This window comes from Gottfriedia sp. NPDC057991 (assembly GCF_042886615.1).
Lineage (GTDB): Bacteria > Bacillota > Bacilli > Bacillales > Bacillaceae_G > Gottfriedia.
On sequence record NZ_JBHVQN010000006.1, the window covers coordinates 1 to 19,393 of the forward strand.

Sequence of the window (19,393 nt, forward strand, 5' to 3'; positions counted from 1 at the left end):
GGAACGCCGTATGCGGTGAAAGTCGCACGTACGGTGTGAACAGGGGGAAAAGGGAGCGATAACTTCAAACCCTTACCTATCTGTATCAATAAGAAGTGTTAAAATACATATAAAATAACCTGTGTATTGAGGTGAATAAATGGATATTACAAACGAGGTTTTGGATAAAGTATTTTTCAAAGATGGGAGTTTCAGGGATATTTATGTTCTAAACGTTAATTTAACTGAATGGCAAAAATGTCTTGATTGGATTCGCACTTCTACTATGGATATTGTTTTTTACAAGGATGGAGAAGTAACAGTGTATGAAGAAACCGATGTTGCTTATTTTTTAAAAGACTACGGTAAATTGATGGCTATTCACATTAATGGTGTTCAGATAAATTGCCATTTCTGGTCAGAAGATCAAATAGAATTTGATGTTGAACCAAAAGAAGTTAAAAGTATAACTCAGGCTATTGGGGTATTTGATTTTATGAGAAACCTTTCAAAGATTCTAGGTAAAGAAAGTATCCTTACTTGGGAAAACATGCCTGATTGGCGATTAGTTACTGTTAAAAAAGATGGAACTTTCCTGTTTAATATATAAAAAAGGAGCTTGTTCAACTAACGCATGCGTGTGCGGCCGAGCCTAGGTCGTATCATATAGCGGGTGGGATTCCCGTCGAGAAAGAACTAGCCATTCACTTGTAGCGAGTCTTGAAGGATTAAAGGTAACTTTAATCTTTAAGCGTAGACAGCTAGGTTGCGGGCCGAAAGCCAAATGGTTGAAGGGATTGAGCTTCGAAATGTTAGTAAATCGAGAGGGCTGATGCCTTACGCATAGCAGAAAGCAACATTTTACCTTTCGTTAAGGCAAGAAGGGTAAAGCCTCTCCGGAGTCAGAGACCTTGGCACGTAACACATTGATATGATACGGCAACTCGGGAGACCCTACCGGTCTTTTCATTTAATAGAAGAGTATGGTGTACAAGCGATAATAAGTAAGGAAACCAAATGCCGATGTAGGGAGTAGGATAGCAGCGTAGTACCTATGAAGTTGGGTAATGCCGATGGAGGAAAGGCTGCTACCAAAGTATCACCCTTAATAGGGACACATTTACTACACACAGAGGTAGAATAAATGGAAACAAAACTACTAAGGATAGCAGAATAAAGTCTGATAGAAATTAGTTAAGTTCTGTGAATGATAAGTTGGAGGAGCCGTGTGCGTTAATAGCGCAAGCACGGTTCTGGGAGGGGATGGAGTTCGATTTACCGTAAGGTAAAAAGACTCCTTTCTACTCGACTCAATTTGGATCGGCTACTTCGGCGACGTAGTGCTCCGTTACACGCCTGTTCGTTAACTGCTTGGCTAATTACCGAGGCTTTTACGCTACATGAAAAACAAGGAGGATTTTCATGGATAACAATCTGAATCAATCGTTCGAAATAGCAATTACGCGTGTATTCGATGCCCCTCGCGAACTCGTATTTAAAGCATGGACAGAGATCGGGCATTTCGCGAAATGGTGGGGACCAAAGGGGGTCACCCTCGAAATCGTTAAAATGGACGCTCGATCAGGTGGTGAGTTTTTAGGTATTCAGACGTCTCCTGACGGAAATCAGGTTCTGTGGGGAAAATTTACATACCAAGAGGTTGTCGAACCTGAGAAAGTGGTTTATATCCGATCCTTTTCTAATGAGCAAGGCAATACAGTCAGAGCGCCTTTTAGCGTGAGCTGGCCTCTTGAAATTATGAATATCATAACGCTAGAAGATGACGAAGGTAAAACTGTTTTAAAACTGATAGGTTGCACTGTGAACGCTTCAGCTGAGGAACAAGAAACCTACAAAAGTATGGCACCAAAGCTTCAACAAGATCTTGAGGGTACTTTCGATAAACTTGCCGACTATCTTGTCTCCCTAAATTAGAATGTTTATGGGGTTATGGTGGTGAAAATTCTGAAGGTATTTGGGAAAATGATCCTTACCAATCTAAGTGATTCTTTTCGTTTTTTGAGATGATGCAATTAAAGAATTATTAATCCTTATTGAACTAACGCAGTGCATTAGTTACTTAATCTTTGTACCATTTGAGGTGTGGAAATATGAATATGAATATTGATCTTATAAAAAGAACGTTAGGCGATTTTTCTTTCATGGATGTTAGATTAATTACTGACTTTCATTTTAAAATATTTGAGGAAAATTTTGAAAAGAAAGCTGTACTTGATATTGAATTTGTAATAGAAAGCACTGATTTAAGATATAAAATTATGGTTAGATTTCATGATCCACAAAAAATCAATTTTGAATCTTCTGGAACCTATCACCAAATATCATTGGATATAAGAGATATTAGCGAATGGAGATGGGAGAACGTTAAGCTTGAAGTGATTGACTATGAAGACAATGGATTTCATTTTTATTGTTCGAAAGCTGAAATTTTGGATATAAGAAAAACTTCATATAGTATTTAACCTGTTCAACTAACGCATGCTCATGTTGAATAAGTTCACGAGTAGCATATGGCTTTTCTTATTCAACAAAATGGCAGTTTAGTTGAATAAGGAATAACACATAATTTGCTCATATGTTAGAATGAATTTTTATTGACTTTCACATAATTTAGGAGATTATGATGGGGAATCCGTTTAGTGAAAGAGTAAGAATGTTATGCAATATTTCAACTATTCAATGAATGGTGGGGCGGAAGGTAAATGATTTAACTATTAGGAGGAAGTAAAAATGTTAGTAGACAAGATAATGAATTTCGAAAATAATTTTGCAGAAATACAATCTATTGTAATTGAAAAACCTTATGGTAAAATCTTTTATGATAAAAATAATCCTCTATCACATGATAGTAATCATGCATTAATTAATGAGGACAATGACTACGATTTAGCTATTATTGATATTGTGAATTTTTATAAATCAATTGCTATAACTCCACGAGTGTATACATTCACAAGAAATAAAAGTACAGTTGGTCAATATTTAGAAAGTAAAGGATTTAATAAATCAATTGAGGAGATTTGTTTCTTTGTCCAAAAAAATAAAATAATAATAGATATTCCTAGAACAATTGATATTAAAAGGTTAAAACAAATAGATGAAACAATATATGAATTACTCAACTCTGATGATGAAGAAGGCGAGTGGGGTTACAAATCTTTGATTAAGTCAATAGATAAAGAAAATTTTTATTTGTTTGGTGGATATGATGATCATAAATTAGTTTGTATAGCTTCATTGTACAAACAGAATGATATTTCTAGGATAAATAATGTATTTACTAAAAAAGATAAAAGAGGAAATGGTTTTGGCAGCCAATTAATTAATTTTATAACTGATTTTAATGATAAGACATTAAAAACAATAAGTTATTTATATGCTCACAATTCAATTGCAATAAAAATATATAAAAAAGCTGGATATGAGGAAATGAATGCAATTACGCGCGGATGTTACTGGTTAGACTAAATTGAAGTTTAAAGAATAATTATTTTTAATCAACATACGAGTGGCAAGAATTGAGCAAAAGAGATAAAATTAGCCACTCCATGCCTGTAAAAGAAAATATCAACGTTCTTATACTATTGATTCTTATACAAACGCATGCGTTAGTTGAAGATCACGAGTCACAAAAGTGGCTCGTTTTTTATTGAACAAACTGGCAGAATAGTAGAATAAGTAGGGAAATGATTTTATAAATAGAACTTATATATATAAAATAAAGATATAAGATAGGAGGAGTTTTATGGCACGTTGTACGTATTGTAAAACAAAGTGGAGTGCAAAAGATGTATGGTCTCTTTTTATGCAAATAAATGGAAATGGAAAAGATTGCCCGTATTGCTTACGAACACAGTATATGTCTGATAACACATTTCATTTTGCATCGTATGCGTTTCCGATTTTGTTCTTATTTCCTTTCTTCGTTGATTTAAGCGATACAAGTCCATTATTAAAGTTTAGAAAAAAATAGTACTGGCATAAACCAAGGGAAGTATCTTTAAGGTACCTCCCTAAATTTTATATTTAACATCAAAAAAAGCCAAAGTTTAAAAAAAGAAATTACTATTTCTTATTCAGCTAAAGCAATGCGATAGTTATATAAGACGTAGGAGTTGATGATAGAAATACATCCAACTGGTATTGCAAAATCACATTTTTCATCCCATCACCAACCGTTCCATTTGTACAAAATTCATTCTATTTTTTCTTTCTTATGACACGCCATGTAACTATATCATATTTTTGATCCATTTTATCAGTAAAAAATGTTATCAATTAGCATTATGAAACTAACTTTACTTAGAAATTAACTTTTAGATTTAAAGTTATGTATTTACAGCTTCTACCTGTTCGTATAACATGAGTCGTGAAATAGTGAAATAAAGGAGTTACGTAATGGCGAATAAAGATGGGATAGGAAAATCGAAAAAATATGCAAATAATAGCATTCATGAAAATGCTTCAGGTACATTTATAATTCTTGATCGATATAAAAAAGATGATGATATCATGTTAAAATTCGAATGGTTATCGGGGGAAAACACTGGTCAAGTTGATGAAAATAAAGAAGTGAATATCAATTCATCCATCCATAAATTTCAAGTCAGTAGAGGTAACGTAACGATTCAAGATACACCAAAAGCTGAACCAATTTTTGATAAAATCGGTCAAATTCTTGATGTTGTAAAGGGAATTCCTGATGATCGTATGAAACTAGAAACTTTACTTACCTTGCTGGACAAACAACAAAATACACTCGAAGCATTAGCGGAACAAGTCGCAAGACTACAACAGGATCGAGATGCATTGTTCGTAAAACAACAACAACTGATCGAAAAATTAATTGATAAAATCGGTTAGTTTAAGAATGAAAAAGGCATTAGATATAAAAATATCAATGTCTTTTTTTATTTGTTTAACAATATATAACTTATAAAATTATGGTAAATAGGTAAGTGACTTTTATGACCACATTTACTACTACAACAGCTGATTTTTGCAACAACATTTATCACAACATTTTTTACTCCATAAAAACCATAATTAAAAAGCAAATTGGATTTTTCTACTTAAAAATCGTAAATTAAAATAAAAAGACCGACGAAATGTCGATCATGTTATTCAATTAACACATGCATTAGTTGAACAACCTAAAGCTGCTTCGGTAGCTTTTTTCTTATTTAAGTAAATTGCAGAATAGTTGAACAAGAACCACTTCAATTTCGCTTGAGTATTGTATGTAAAGCTAGTTTACATAAATACGCTTATCGGCAATAAAAAAAGGACCTTCCAGGAAAATCCTTTTTTTTTGCTGCTTCTTCAACTAACGCACCCTAAATGAGAAATTAGGTTTTTTCATTAATAGAAAAAGACTTATAAGTATTTATCACTAATCACTTTCATATGGTGTAACTCGTGCCCGGCAATGCCATATGCAATGGTACCTATCGAAACTGGACTGTTCATTACAGTTCCATTACGATCCCACGCTGCATCATCAATGGTTGAAATAAGGCTTAACGTGTTGGAGCGTACCGTGTCTAAACCAGCTAGTAGCTGCTCCCAGGATAATTTGTTGAAGTTTGCCGCAGAAACGTATTGATCCTGATCCATTGCTGGGAGTGGTGCACTTTCATTTCGTGCAATGGCAAGCATTCGAAACGACATCACACGTTCCGAGTCGGTCATATGCCCAATCACTTCTTTTAAAGTCCATTTCCCTGGTGCGTACGCCTTCCTTGCTGACTCCTCTGATACGCTGCTTAAGAGGGTAATGGTCTTAGTTCGTTGCTTACTAAGTATTTCTATAATATCTCCATCTGGCACAAGACTAACATACCTATCATTCTCTGGATTTTCAATAGATAATGGTCGTGGACGCACAAGAATCCTCCTCATCGGAATAGTTAATTATGGTTCTAGGCAAATATTCGACTGTCAAGAAGATATTTCCTTTATTTTTGATATTTAATTTCATTACTGCAAAATAATTGCAAATTAAACAACTTTTTCGATACATATATTTTGAATTTCTTATGTAACTAACGCAGTGCATTAGTTACATAAGAAAAAATTCATTCGAAGTGTTTAATTAGTTAATGTTTAATTGAATATATAATAAGATAAATATTCAATGCATAAGGAGGAAAAGTCTTGTATAATCCTAAAGTTTTCTTCTTTTAGTTGCGGTTGGCACCAATGGCAATTGCCATAATCTAAATCCCCGCAGCAGGGAAGGTAATGTTAGATTTAGTAACAGTTTCAAACTGGAAAAATGAACAGTATAATAACCACAAGAAAATTTATAAAGATCCTCGAAGAGAAAAACTTCTTGAATATCGCAAAGGCTTTAAATCTGTTCATTATGATAAAGAAGTAAAGGAAGTTCGAAAAGACGATTATCGAAAATATCGGAATCGAATGAACCATTTAATCAGAATTGAAAAATACGAACTAATTCACAAATATAAAAAAACTAGTGGTTGGTTAACATGGTAGTAATAAAAGCGCAGATTAACTTCTGTGCTTTTTAACTTTTTCATTAAGTATAAGTGAAAACTTACATTAAAAATACTATAAAATAAGGGAATAACTAAATGAAAAACTTTGGGATAATATTTGTATTTATGGGAGTTATTATGATGGTATTAGGTGGGTTAGAAAAGATACTTATTTCCTAATCTTTTAATGGGAATGGTATCGGTATTGATATGACCTCTATTAAAAATTTAACACCTTCATATTTATGGAATATTACAAACTTTACCTTCTGGTTTGGATTATTATTTTTCATTATTGGTTTAAGTGTATTTTTCGAAGTCTCAAGATATTTTAAAGTGGAAAATTGATTTTAATACAATTCCTTAATGAACTAACCCAGGCATTTAAGCATCTAGAAGTATTGAAAACTAAATCGATTTAAAAAAGAAAAGAGGTAAATGAGTATGCTAACTCATTTACCTCTTTCTTTAAAAATTAATGACACATGTACTTATTTTGATTCAATTGAATTAGCTGGTAATTTATCAAGTTCAAGATGATTTCTCAAGCTACTTGTTATATTATTTACGCTAGTTTGATCAGGCATATAATAGTAAATCCTGTTAATATAATCGTCTTTTCCGTCCAATTTTAATGTCGTGATGTTTTTAGGATTTGCTCCTTTCATATCATTAAATAAGTATAATCCTTCAGACAAGCTCATATTTGTTTTGACATTTTTACTAAATACACTTGCATATTTATCTATTTTAAATAATGTTTCGGGAGACTTTAATTTATCGATAATTGCCAGCATAGCTTGTTGTTGACGTTCTTCACGTCCAAAATCACCACGTGGATCGCGCTTTCTCATTCGAGCATAGGCTAAAGCTTCTGTACCATTTAGATGTTGATTTCCTTTTTTGAAGTAAACCTTATAACGTGGTTTAGTATCAGTATATTGCCAAAAATCAAATGGAACATTAACATCAATTCCACCAATCTCATCAACAATATTTTTAAAACCACCAAAGTCTACTGTAACATAATAGTCGATTGGGACATGTAAAAAGTTTTCTACTGTATTTACAGTTGATTGAAGACCACTGTTATATGCACCATTAATTTTAGATTTTCTTTTTTGATCTGGAATTTCCACGTACGTATCACGAGGAATACTCATTTTTTGTATTGTTTTATCTTTGGGATTAACAGTTGCTAAAATGATGGTATCAGTTCTACCACCTTCACCCTTTGTTGCGTAGTTTTCAATTCCAAGAAATAAAATGGAAAACGGTTGGGTTTCTTTTATTTCTTGTTTACGCATACTTGAGTGAATCGCTTCACCCTGTGTAGCATTCTGTAATTTATAGTATGTTTTTATTCCCTTATATCCAATAAATGCTATAAGAATTAGAACGATCACAAGCAATATTTTAAGAGACTTTCTTTTTGTTTTTCTGATTTTTTTACGCTTTTCTTCCATTTGCTTAGTAAGGGCTCCTTTTAAAATTTTTGTATGGCCTTTAATTTGAATAAGAATATTTAAGATAAAAATGACTAGTATAATTTAAACATTTATGTCGCTATACTACAATACAGATTTTGTTAAATTTTTTTAATGAATAAACCAAAAAGAACAATTTCTAATGTTATTTAAGTAACTTTATTTGAAATCTAAACCTGATAATTTAAACCAAGAAAACCTTTGAAGAAAGGAGTATTAAAATGGCTTTACTTCTTATTACATTAATAGGTCAACATAGCTATCTGTTGATATTTTTAGTAAATCTTCTTGAATTATTAGCATTGCCTATATCTGGAGAACTGACAATGAGTTATTCAGGATATTTAATATATCAAGGAAGAATGAATTATTTTTTATCCATATTGTTAGCGGCATTAGGGGCAATAATAGGTATTAGCTTATCTTATTTAATAGGATACAAATTTGGTTATCGTCTTATTCAAAAGTATGGAAAGTATATTCATTTTGGACCTGAAAAATATCAAAAGACTGCAAAATGGTTTGATCAACATGGCAATAAATTATTGATACTCTCTTTTTTTATTCCAGGTGTTAGGCATTTTACTGGATATTTTTCTGGTATTTCCAAGTTGCCTTTTTTAACCTTTGCTGGTAATGCGTATATTGGTGCATTTTTATGGGGATCGACATTCGTTACACTCGGGAAAATTTTAGGTCCAGAATGGGACAAGTTTCATCATTCCGCTAGTAAGTATTTAGGAATAGGAATAACGTGTCTCATAATATTTATTTTGATTATATTTTTAATTAGAAGATACAAATTATTCATTAAATCATTTATTTATCGTTATATTTCATCCCTGTCTAGATTTTTTACTTCATTTAGAAAAATGGGAATTTTTATATGCTGTCTCTCTGCTGTTTTTTTGTTAATGTTAATTTTTACACTTGGATTAGGTGAGGAATATTTAAATAATGAATTTAATGTGTTAAATGAGTTAAATGAGGTTAGTAGATATTTAATACTAACATTATTTAATGATGATTGGAAAACGGTTATGAACATGTTACTCTTCCTTCAAACACCACTGTTTTTATTAGTCATTTCATTTGTAGCTTTCAGTGTACTTTTTTTAAATAGACGAGATTTATTGTTAGAAAGTTTAATTTTTTTATCAACAATTATTGGAGGAGTATTATTTAAAGAGATATTGACTAGTATTTTTCATTATTTAAAGCCAAATTTAGGATTATTGTCGAATCTTGGATTTCCGAAAGAGCAGTCATTTATGTCAGTTGCGGTTTACGGATTTTTAGTTTTCATTTTAGTTCGTCATTTGACGAAAACTACTCTTCAAAGCATCCGTATTTTTCTGCCCTTCATTTTTTTATTACTATTACTTTTGATGGGTATAGCTAACGTATATTATTCAGTTCGTCTTCCGAGTGATGTATTGGCAGGGTATACATTTGGAGCAACATGGTTATTTTTTAATTTAGTGTTACTCGAACTTTTTAGTCTAATTCAAAATAAAGTTGATCAATATATCGGTTGAATATGATAAGTATTTTTGTATAAAACCTACTTACTAAAAAGAAGTAAACAATATTTTAGCTGGTGGATTATTAGGGCTGTTATTTGTTTAATGTTTGGGCATTGGATTATTGATTAGTGAGGTAATACTTATTATTAATTGGCTCCTTAAAAAGGACATAACCTAATGTTGTCTAATTAAACAACATTTTATTAGTTCAAAAATCAACATTTAAATTTAAACAGAGTCAAAAAAAAGAACACTACTTTAGTTATACAAAACTGTGGTGTTCTTTTTTTTTATAATTTTTAAGGCATATTTTATTTTTTGAAGGTAATGTTTATTCTTTGATAACTAGGGTTTCCCATCCATCATAATTACCGCCGAAATGCTCTTTTATATTTCTCCTAAATAAAATTTGACTTTTATCGCTTCACACGAATTTCTAATTCCTCAAGCTTAAGTGATAATTTATCTTCATCAATATTAATTTTTAAATCTTCAAATGTATATTCAGCAAATTGAGGTATATCAATTGTTATTGCAGAAAGCTCTTTACTAATAAAAGTAGAGTCCTTCCCAGCTTCTAATTTCTTTTTGTAACGATTAAATTTAGAATCAAGATTTTCCATATTTTCGTACAATTCTTCAACTGAGTTATAAAGTTGAATTAATGGAATAGCCGATTTTTCTCCTACACCAGGGCAACCAGGTATATTATCACTAGAATCACCTAATAACGCTTTTACATCTACCCATTGTTTCGGATGGATCCCGTAATCATTACTGAAGTGCTCTAGAGAGTATACAATTTCACCAGTTTTTTGAGCAATGATTTGAGATGTATGCTCGTTTATTAATTGTAATAAGTCTCGATCATTACTATAAATATAGCATTTATTTTTAACGGCAATAGACCAATTATTTGATAAAGTACCCATTAAATCATCTGCTTCATATGGTGCCATTTCTAGTTGAGCAATACCGATTTCTTCTAATGCTGTTTTTAAAGTGAAATATTGTTCGATCAGTGGTGTTGGTAATTCTCCACGAGTTGCTTTATAAAAATCATATTTATTTCGACGATCAGTTTCTTCACGTTTAACATCCCAAGTAATTGCAAGATGAGTTATGTCATGCTCTTTAATTAAGTTAAAAAGCTTTGGAATAAATACTCTTAATGCATTTATATAAACGCCATCTTTCGTCTTTGAAAGTTGTTCATCACTTCTACCATAAGAAGTTGCAAAGTAACCTCTACTTAATAAGTTAAAGCCATCAATTAATAATAAAGATTGATTTTCCATTTTATAAATCACCTAATATCTATTTATTTAATATGAAAATGATAGCATATCCTACTGAAAATGATAACTAGTGTATTACTGGCAATTAGAATGTTAGAGGCAATTTTAGGCATATTTTATTTCAATCAAGTAAAATGACATAAAACTTTCATTATAAAATTGAATTTTCTGTTTATTTATTAATTAACTTTTACTATAATGGAATTTATATAAAAAAATGCAAAGGGTAGGTAGTTATATGGAGAAAGTAAAAAGTACTGTTAAGATTGAGGATATTTTAGTTGCCTATAATACGTTAAAAGAAGTTACGAATAAAACACCTTTGCAGATTAGTACAATGCTTAGTGAAAAATATGATTGTAACGTATTTTTAAAGCGAGAGGATTTACAAATAATCCGCTCATTTAAGCTTAGAGGAGCATATTACAAAATTAGCAACTTGTCTTATGAAGAAAGACAAAAAGGGGTTGTATGTGCAAGTGCAGGCAATCATGCTCAAGGCGTAGCGTATACATGTAATCAATTGCAGGTGTATGCGAAAATATTTATGCCAACAACAACGCCGAATCAAAAAGTATCTCAAGTGAAATTTTTTGGTGGACCATTTGTTGAAGTTATATTAATTGGTGACACCTTCGATATTGCTCATCAAAATGCGCAAGCTTATTGCAATGAAAATCAAATGACATTTATTCATCCATTTGATGATCCAGATGTAATTGCAGGGCAAGGTACCGTAGCAGTTGAAATATTAAATGAAATTGACCGTCCAGTAGATTATCTTTTCGTAGCAATCGGCGGAGGTGGATTAAGTTCTGGAGTTGGAACATACATAAAAGGAATTAGTCCATCAACTAAGGTAATTGGAGTAGAGCCGATGGGTGCGGCCTCGATGGCCGAATCGATTGCAAATGGAAGAGTTGTACCTTTACCATTTATTGAGAAATTTGTTGATGGAGCAGCGGTTGGCCAAGTGGGTTATTTAACATATGAAATCTGTAGAGATGTACTTGACCAAGTTGTCGCTATTCCAGAAGGAGAGATTTGTACAACTATTTTAGAGCTTTATAATAAAAATGCAATAATTGCAGAGCCCGCAGGAGCGTTGTCTGTATCAGCATTAGAATTATTTAAAGATGAAATAAAAGGAAAGAATGTCGTTTGTATTGTATCTGGTGGAAATAATGATATTGACCGACTTCAAGAAATAAAAGAAAGGTCTTTAATTCATGAAGGTCTAAAACATTATTTCATCATCAACTTCCCACAACGATCTGGCGCATTACGTGAATTTCTTGATAAAGTATTAGGACCAAATGATGACATAACGAGATTTGAATACACTAAGAAAAACAATAAGGACAATGGGCCAGCACTAGTCGGAATTGAATTGGCCAATAAATCCGATTACAACGCATTGATTGAGCGTATGAATTGTCATGAAATTCAATTTATGGAAATAAACAATAACCCAACATTGTTCAATCTACTTATTTAGATTTTATGGGTCGATCTCATCAAGTATTTTAGTGAAAAAACCTACAAGGTATTAATTTCCTTGTGGGTTTTTGTTTTTTTGCAAAAAGTGTTTATGAATAAAGTTTAAAATATGTTCGTATCTCACAAAAGATTATCTTTTGTCCAAATTTCTTCGATTTGTATATCCTCGAAAAAATTCAACACGCTAAATGAAGTGAACAATTTCTTAATTACAAGATCAATTTTGCTCTTCAATTAGCCAAATTCTTTTTTATATTTTTGAAATCATGTCTCTTGACAACACTAATTAGTTAAAATACAATATTTCTAGAAATACTGAAATAAGCGCTGGTCTTGGAGAGGAGGTTAAAGTGGTGAACGATGATATTGCAGTAAAGGTTTATAAGGCATTAGGGGAATCCACCCGTTTACAAATTGTTAAAGTACTTGCTAAGCAATCTGAATTAGCTTGTTTAGAAATGAAAAATCAAATAAAAGTATCGGCCAATTCTACATTGACACATCATTTAAAACCATTACTTGATTGCGGCTTGCTAACTGTCCGCAAAGAGGGAACCTTCAGATACTATAGTTTACAACGAGAAGTTTTGGAAAAATATGCACCCGCTTTACTTTAAAAATAAAGCGGTATAATTTTAGTTTATATTTCAGTATTTATAGAAATACCGAATAATTAAAGGGGGAACTGAATATGAGTATAGTAAGCAAAGATGATACTAGTTGGGGAAAATTAGAAAATGGTCTAGAAAGTAAACTTTTTGAACCAGTAAAAATAGGTGCTTGGAATTTACGTAGTCGTACTGCAATGGCTCCATTAACAAGAAGTTTTGCAGATGATCAAACAGGTGTAGTTGGAGAAGATATAGTCGAATATTATCGTAAACGAGCTGCAGATGGCGTAGGCTTGATTATTTCTGAAGGAACAGTTATTAGTCCACGTGGAAAAGGTTACCCAGGTATTCCAGGGATTTATTCTGAGGATCAAATTAAAGCTTGGAAAAAAGTAACTGATGCTGTTCATAAAGAGGGTGGCACAATGATTTCTCAAATCTGGCATGTAGGACGTTTATCTCATCATGAGCTTGCTGGAAATATGCCACCACAAGCACCTTCAGCAATTCCAGCAGAAGGATTAGTTTCTCGTTTTCGTAAGCCATATGATATACCTGAAGAAATGACTACTCAAGATATTAAAGAAGTAATCAATCAATATGCTCAAGCTGCTAAAAATGCGATTGATGCTGGTTTTGATGGAGTCGAAATTCACGCTGCACATGGATACTTAATCGATCAATTTAATTCAGATGTTACAAATCATCGTACAGATAAATACGGTGGTGATCTTCCACAAAGATTAACTTTCATGAAGGAAGTAATAAAAGCAGTTATCGAAGCTATTGGTACGGAAAGAACGATGATTCGATTTTCTGCTCATAAAGCTGATATTCCGGGCTATATGTGGGAAGATCCAGATTACGCAATTCGTACATTTATTGAAGCATTCAAAGAAGTTGGCGCAACTTTATTGCACCCTTCAATTATGCAATTTGATCGTATACTTGCAGATGGTAAAACGATGCATCAACTTGTAAGAAAATATTGGGATGGGATTATTGTTGGAGTAGGAACGTTAAATCCTGAAATGGCAGAAAAAGCAATCGTTGAAGGAACAATTGATGTTGCTGCGTTCGGGCGTCCTCTAATTTCGAATCCAGATCTTATACATCGTTTGAAAAATGGTGAAGCAATAGAAGAATATGATGTTAAAAAACATTTAAACGTTCTAATCTAAGCCTAGATTTTGAACAAATAGTATGAAGGAAGCTAATCAAGTGGCTTCCTTTTCTAAAGATTAGTATTTCGGTATTTATAGAAATATGAAATTATGTTGAAAGGAATTAATTTATGACGAATAAAGGGAAAATTTATATTTTAGCAATGATTAGTTTTTTAGTTGGAACTTCACAATATGTTATTTCTGGAATCTTAGACAAAATGGCCGATGAATTAGGGATTTCTATTGAAGCTGCAGGGCAACTAATTACGGTGTATTCATTGATTTACGCGATCGGTACACCTATTCTAATGGCCGTATTAGCTAAAATGGAACGTCGAAAATTACTTCTATTTTCTTTAAGCGTATTTATTTTAGGTAATTTATTAGCAGTAATTGCACCTGGTTACGGTTTATTTATGATTGCGCGTATTATAATGGCTTTAAGTGCAGGCGTTACTGTTGTTACAGTGCTTAGCTTGGCTGCAAAGATTGCTCCAGCAGATAAAAAGGCAAGTTCAATTGCCACTGTTGTCATGGGATTTACAGCTTCATTGATTATAGGGGTCCCAATTGGCAGATTTATAGCAGCTGCCTACGATTGGAGATTCGTTTTTCTTGGAGTTGCCATATTGGTGTTAATCTCTTTAGCAATTATCGTTAAAACAATTCCACAAACACATGGTGATCAACCGATTCCATTATTGCAGCAAATCGCATTAATTAAACAGCCAAAAATTGCATTAGCTTTATCAATTACTTTTTTCTTAATGAGCGGATATGGAATCATATTTACTTATTTATCACCATATCTTATTCAAACTACAAAGATGAGCGATCACGTTTTAAGTTTTGCTTTATTAATACTTGGTATTGCTAGTTTAATTGGATCTAAATTCGGAGGATTCAGTGCAGACAAGTGGGGAATTTCGCTTACTTTAAAACGAGGATTAGTACTTAACATTTTATCGATTTTATTATTATCTCTCATCTCTAGTTCAATCAATACAGTGATTATTATCCTTACATTATGGTCATTTTCTGGTTGGTCATCTGGTGCGACACAACAATTTAATTTAGCAACAATTTCTCCAAAATCTTCCGATGTGTTACTAGGTTTAAATCAGTCAATGATGCAATTAGGCTTCGCATTTGGTGCTGCAATTGGAGGGCTTGCAGTCAGTCAATTGTCCATCCGCTCTATTACATGGATGGGTTCAATTCCTGTTATGGTTTCTTTAATCGTAACATTTGGATTATCACGTTATTTAATGATTGAAAAGAAAGTCAGACAAGGCGTTGGCACGCAAATAAGAGCCTAAATGGACAAATTTATAATTAGAAATAAATTGTATAACTTAGTTTTTGTGAAAAAATAATTTATACTTTATGGGGCTGTCATATATGTCGGTTTAATTGACATATATGGGCCCTCTTTTAATGTGTAAAATAACATGTACGAGTGATTTTGCAGCATATTATCATTTAATTGCATACTTCACTGTTTAATTGCACCATTGCATTATTTACTTTCACCACTAAATTACAGCATTTCAAATATTTATTTCCAGCCCAGGCTTAAATCGACATGCTACTTCTTTCACACCTTTTTAACCACTAGATGTTTTTCTAAAAAAACAAATTGAATAATATTCGAATTATATGAATTTTTATAATAATTTAAATTCAACCTTTTTCGAATAAATTTTGAATAAAAGTATTCCTAATGCAATGTAACCGATTTATAATTGAATTCGGAAAGCCTCAAATAAGTATATTGTAATCAATACATAAAATATTTTCTCTTACAAAAATGGAAAATAATAAAACGATAATTTTTTATATTTATTTAATAATAAATAATAGATATAAAATGGGGGCTTACTCCTTTTAGATAAATAAACTTAATTAAGGAGCTGGTATTTATGTCAAGCAAGACATTAGAAGCATTTTTAACTCCACAATTAGCTGAGTTAAAAGAGAAAGGGCTCTATAATGAGATTAACTCTTTAGAAGGTTCTAACGAAGCTACTATTCAAATTAGTGGTAAACAATTTATAAATTTATCTTCAAATAACTATCTTGGTTTTGCGACTCATCCTCGTTTAAAACAAGCTGCTATTGAAGCGACTGAAAAATATGGAGTTGGCGCAGGAGCGGTACGTACGATTAATGGTACGATGGATATCCACGATCAACTTGAAAAAGCGATTGCTGAATTTAAACATACAGAGGCTGCTATTGCATTCCAATCTGGTTTTAACTGTAATATGGGTGCTATTTCAGCAGTAATGACAAAAAAAGATGCAATTCTATCTGATGAATTAAACCATGCTTCAATTATCGATGGTTGCAGACTTTCTGGGGCAAAAATTATTCGTGTAAAACACCAAGATATGGATGATTTACGTGAAAAAGCAAAAGAAGCTACAACTTGTGGATTATATGAGAAAGTTATGTACATTGCAGATGGTGTTTTCTCAATGGATGGAGATGTAGCAAATATTCCTGATATCGTAAAAATTGCTGAAGAATTTGGCTTAATAACATATATCGATGATGCTCATGGTTCTGGCGTTATGGGTAAAGGGGCTGGAACAGTTAAGCATTTCGGATTATCAGATAAAATTGATTTCCAAATTGGTACACTTTCTAAAGCAGTTGGAGTTGTAGGTGGATACGTAGCTGGATCACAACAATTAATCGATTGGTTAAAAGTTCGTGCACGTCCTTTCTTATTCTCAACTTCTTTAACACCAGCAAATGCTGCTGCATGTATTGAAGCAATTCGTATTATGTCTGAAGAACCAGAAAAAATCGAAAAGCTTTGGGAAAATGGTGATTACTTAAAAGCTGGTTTATCAAAACTTGGATTTAATATTGGTGAGTCTGAAACACCAATTACACCATGTATTATCGGTGACGAAAATCTTACACAAGAATTTTCAAAACGTCTATACGAAGAGGGAGTTTATGCGAAGTCAATCGTATTCCCAACAGTACCACTTGGAACTGGTCGTATTCGTAATATGCCAACAGCTGCGCATACTAAAGAAATGCTAGATGAAGTTTTAGCTATTTATGAAAAAGTTGGTCGCGAATTAAACGTTATTCAATAATTTTAAAAATTAATTTTGATATTTTATTACTATAAGGTGGACTAAGGAATGAAGAAAATATTAATTACTGGTTGTTTTGGACAAATCGGTTCAGAATTAACAACTCGTCTTAGAAATGAATACGGTAATGAAAATGTTGTTGCGACAGATATTCGCCGTCTTGAAGGAAGTCAAATTTTAGAAACTGGTCATTTTGAAATTCTAGATGTAATGGATAAAGAAAAAATGTTAGAAATTGCTAAAAAGTATGAAGTTGATACTTTCATTCACTTAGCTGCTCTATTATCAGCAGTTGCCGAAGCAAAACCTACTTTAGCTTGGGACTTAAATATGGGTGGATTAGTGAATGCTCTTGAAGTAGCGAGAGAATTAAGCTTAAAATTCTTTACTCCTAGCTCAATTGGTGCATTTGGACCAGCAACACCAAAGGATAACACACCACAAGATACAATCCAACGTCCAACTACAATGTATGGTGTTACAAAAGTAGCTGGTGAATTATTATGTGATTATTACTTTGAAAAATTTGGCGTAGATACTCGTGGCGTACGATTCCCAGGCTTAATCTCTTATGATACTGTGCCAGGTGGAGGAACAACTGATTATGCTGTTGATATTTATTACGAAGCATTAAAAAATAAGAAATATACTTCATTTATAGGTGAAGGAACTTACATGGATATGATGTATATGCCTGATGCGATTGATGCAATTATTAAGTTAATGGAAGCAGATCCATCAAAACTTAAACATCGTAATGCATTTAATATCTCAGCGATGTCATTTGAACCAACTCAAATAGCTGAATCAATTCGTAAATTCATCCCTGAATTTACATTAGATTTCGACATTGACCCTGTTCGTCAAGGAATTGCAAATTCATGGCCAAATTCAATTGACAGCTCTGCTGCAAAAGAAGAGTGGGGCTTCGATCCAAAATTTGATTTAGATCGTATGTCTGAAGATATGTTAAATAAATTAGCTGCAAAGTTAAACGTAACTCAAGCTTAAATAAAAAAGAAGGAGACAGATGTCTCCTTCTTTTTATTTTCCCTTCTGTTTCCTAATCCCTGTTTTTAGTATTTTGTTTAGTACTTTGACACAAACTTATCATGTATCAAGTATGTAAATAAAAATGCTGATAAAAAAGGAAGTTAGAAGATGAATAATTTAGATCAAAAGGGATTACCATTAACGATTAAGGATATTAAAACTGCATATGAACTTTTGGAGGGGAAAGTTCGGAAAACACCATTAGTAAAATCATTTTATTTAACTTCAAAGTCGGACGGAGAAATTTATTTAAAACTTGAAAATATGCAATTAACGGGCTCTTTTAAATTTCGAGGAGCATTTAATAAAATTTCTCATTTAACTGAGGAAGAAAGAAGTAAAGGAATTATCGCATGTTCAGCTGGTAATCATGCACAAGGTGTTGCGTTATCATCAAAGCTATTACATATTAAGAGTAAAATCATCATGCCTTCAACTGCACCAAAAGCAAAGGTTGAAGCAACTGAAGGGTACGGATCAAATATTATTTTATACGGTGATACATTTGATGATGCGAAAGACTATTGTGCTAAAGTACGAGACGAAACTGGTGAAACCTTCATTCATCCTTACGATGATATCTACATTATGGCTGGTCAAGGAACCATTGGGATTGAAATTTTAGATGATCTCTGGGATGTTGATACAATAATTGCTCCAATTGGTGGTGGTGGCCTCATTTCTGGAATTGCAGTCGCTTTGAAATCATTTAACCCCTCAATAGACATTATTGGCGTTCAAGCAGAGAATGTACATGGCATGAAAGCATCAATAGACGCTGGAGAAATAGTGAGTAACTATATTGCTCCTACAATAGCCGATGGTTGTTCTGTTAAGGTGCCAGGGAAATTAACATATGAAATTGTAAAAGAATTAGTAACCGAAATCATTCTAGTAAGTGAGGATGAAATAGAAGTCGCAATGAAGGATTTATTACAGCGCGGTAAAGCAGTTGTAGAAGGTTCAGGTGCCCTAGCGACAGCTGTAATTTTATCAGGTAAAGCTTCAAAATATATTAAAGATAAAAACGTAGTCGCAATCATATCGGGTGGTAATGTTGACCTAGAAAGAATCTCCAGTGTTTGTGAACATTTCTTTGGAAATGAAGTAAAGTGATTTTTTTTAAGAATGGG

Annotated in this window: 18 protein-coding genes; 15 read left to right on the plus strand and 3 right to left on the minus strand. The window is 32.5% G+C overall.

Annotation, left to right across the window (positions count from 1 at the left end; translation table 11 throughout):
- The first annotated feature begins 139 nt into the window (after positions 1–139).
- The 6 genes from ACFVR2_RS18790 (at position 140) to ACFVR2_RS18815 (ending at position 4,863) form a co-directional block, all read left to right on the plus strand.
- Positions 140–589, plus strand: coding sequence for a hypothetical protein (locus tag ACFVR2_RS18790; protein ID WP_387365109.1), 450 nt, complete (start codon positions 140–142; stop codon positions 587–589).
- Between the two features lie 812 nt (positions 590–1,401).
- Positions 1,402–1,914, plus strand: a complete 513-nt coding sequence (locus ACFVR2_RS18795) for an SRPBCC domain-containing protein (RefSeq protein WP_387365112.1) — start codon at positions 1,402–1,404, stop codon at positions 1,912–1,914.
- Between the two features lie 176 nt (positions 1,915–2,090).
- Positions 2,091–2,462 (plus strand): hypothetical protein, encoded by a 372-nt coding sequence (locus ACFVR2_RS18800; RefSeq protein ID WP_387365115.1) that lies wholly within the window; start codon positions 2,091–2,093, stop codon positions 2,460–2,462.
- A 268-nt stretch (positions 2,463–2,730) separates the two neighbouring features.
- Complete coding sequence (locus ACFVR2_RS18805) at positions 2,731–3,468, plus strand: GNAT family N-acetyltransferase (protein WP_387365118.1); 738 nt, start codon at positions 2,731–2,733, stop codon at positions 3,466–3,468.
- Positions 3,469–3,745: 277 nt separating this feature from the next.
- Complete coding sequence (locus ACFVR2_RS18810) at positions 3,746–3,973, plus strand: hypothetical protein (protein ID WP_387365121.1); 228 nt, start codon at positions 3,746–3,748, stop codon at positions 3,971–3,973.
- 425 nt (positions 3,974–4,398) lie between these two features.
- Positions 4,399–4,863 (plus strand): hypothetical protein, encoded by a 465-nt coding sequence (locus ACFVR2_RS18815; RefSeq protein WP_387365124.1) that lies wholly within the window; start codon positions 4,399–4,401, stop codon positions 4,861–4,863.
- Between the two features lie 513 nt (positions 4,864–5,376).
- Here the strand turns inward: ACFVR2_RS18815 and ACFVR2_RS18820 are convergent.
- The gene (locus ACFVR2_RS18820; RefSeq protein WP_387365127.1) at positions 5,377–5,901 is read right to left on the minus strand and encodes a DinB family protein; all 525 of its coding nucleotides are present in this window, start codon (positions 5,899–5,901) and stop codon (positions 5,377–5,379) included.
- Positions 5,902–6,243: 342 nt separating this feature from the next.
- Here ACFVR2_RS18820 and ACFVR2_RS18825 point away from each other — a divergent pair, with 342 nt between their 5' ends.
- On the plus strand, positions 6,244–6,501 hold the full coding sequence (locus ACFVR2_RS18825) for a hypothetical protein (RefSeq protein WP_387365130.1): 258 nt from the start codon (positions 6,244–6,246) through the stop codon (positions 6,499–6,501).
- Positions 6,502–6,994: 493 nt separating this feature from the next.
- Here the strand turns inward: ACFVR2_RS18825 and ACFVR2_RS18830 are convergent, their stop codons facing one another.
- A complete protein-coding gene (locus ACFVR2_RS18830; protein ID WP_387365133.1) occupies positions 6,995–7,969 on the minus strand; it encodes an LCP family protein in 975 nt (324 codons plus the stop codon).
- A gap of 242 nt (positions 7,970–8,211) precedes the next feature.
- On the opposite strand from ACFVR2_RS18830, the gene ACFVR2_RS18835 reads away from it, so the two are divergent.
- Positions 8,212–9,528, plus strand: coding sequence for a VTT domain-containing protein (locus ACFVR2_RS18835; protein WP_387365136.1), 1,317 nt, complete (start codon positions 8,212–8,214; stop codon positions 9,526–9,528).
- A gap of 404 nt (positions 9,529–9,932) precedes the next feature.
- On the opposite strand, the gene ACFVR2_RS18840 is transcribed toward ACFVR2_RS18835, so the two are convergent.
- Entirely contained in the window at positions 9,933–10,814 is an 882-nt protein-coding gene (locus ACFVR2_RS18840; RefSeq protein ID WP_387365139.1) for a 5'-3' exonuclease, read from the minus strand.
- A 238-nt stretch (positions 10,815–11,052) separates the two neighbouring features.
- Between ACFVR2_RS18840 and ilvA the strand changes: the two genes are divergently transcribed.
- The 7 genes from ilvA to tdcB all read left to right on the plus strand — a co-directional run bounded on the left by ilvA (position 11,053) and on the right by tdcB (position 19,376).
- On the plus strand, positions 11,053–12,312 hold the full coding sequence (gene ilvA, locus ACFVR2_RS18845; protein ID WP_387365142.1) for a threonine ammonia-lyase IlvA: 1,260 nt from the start codon (positions 11,053–11,055) through the stop codon (positions 12,310–12,312).
- A gap of 355 nt (positions 12,313–12,667) precedes the next feature.
- Positions 12,668–12,931 carry an ArsR/SmtB family transcription factor gene (locus ACFVR2_RS18850; RefSeq protein WP_098121922.1) on the plus strand — a complete coding sequence of 88 codons (264 nt, stop codon included), beginning with the start codon at positions 12,668–12,670 and terminating at the stop codon, positions 12,929–12,931.
- Between the two features lie 74 nt (positions 12,932–13,005).
- Entirely contained in the window at positions 13,006–14,106 is a 1,101-nt protein-coding gene (locus ACFVR2_RS18855; protein WP_387365146.1) for an alkene reductase, read from the plus strand.
- Between the two features lie 113 nt (positions 14,107–14,219).
- Positions 14,220–15,410, plus strand: a complete 1,191-nt coding sequence (locus ACFVR2_RS18860) for an MFS transporter (RefSeq protein WP_387365149.1) — start codon at positions 14,220–14,222, stop codon at positions 15,408–15,410.
- A 603-nt stretch (positions 15,411–16,013) separates the two neighbouring features.
- On the plus strand, positions 16,014–17,207 hold the full coding sequence (locus ACFVR2_RS18865; protein ID WP_129688983.1) for a glycine C-acetyltransferase: 1,194 nt from the start codon (positions 16,014–16,016) through the stop codon (positions 17,205–17,207).
- Between the two features lie 48 nt (positions 17,208–17,255).
- Positions 17,256–18,218 (plus strand): L-threonine 3-dehydrogenase, encoded by a 963-nt coding sequence (locus ACFVR2_RS18870; RefSeq protein ID WP_387365154.1) that lies wholly within the window; start codon positions 17,256–17,258, stop codon positions 18,216–18,218.
- Between the two features lie 150 nt (positions 18,219–18,368).
- A complete protein-coding gene (gene tdcB / locus ACFVR2_RS18875; RefSeq protein WP_387365157.1) occupies positions 18,369–19,376 on the plus strand; it encodes a bifunctional threonine ammonia-lyase/L-serine ammonia-lyase TdcB in 1,008 nt (335 codons plus the stop codon).
- Positions 19,377–19,393: the final 17 nt, after the last annotated feature.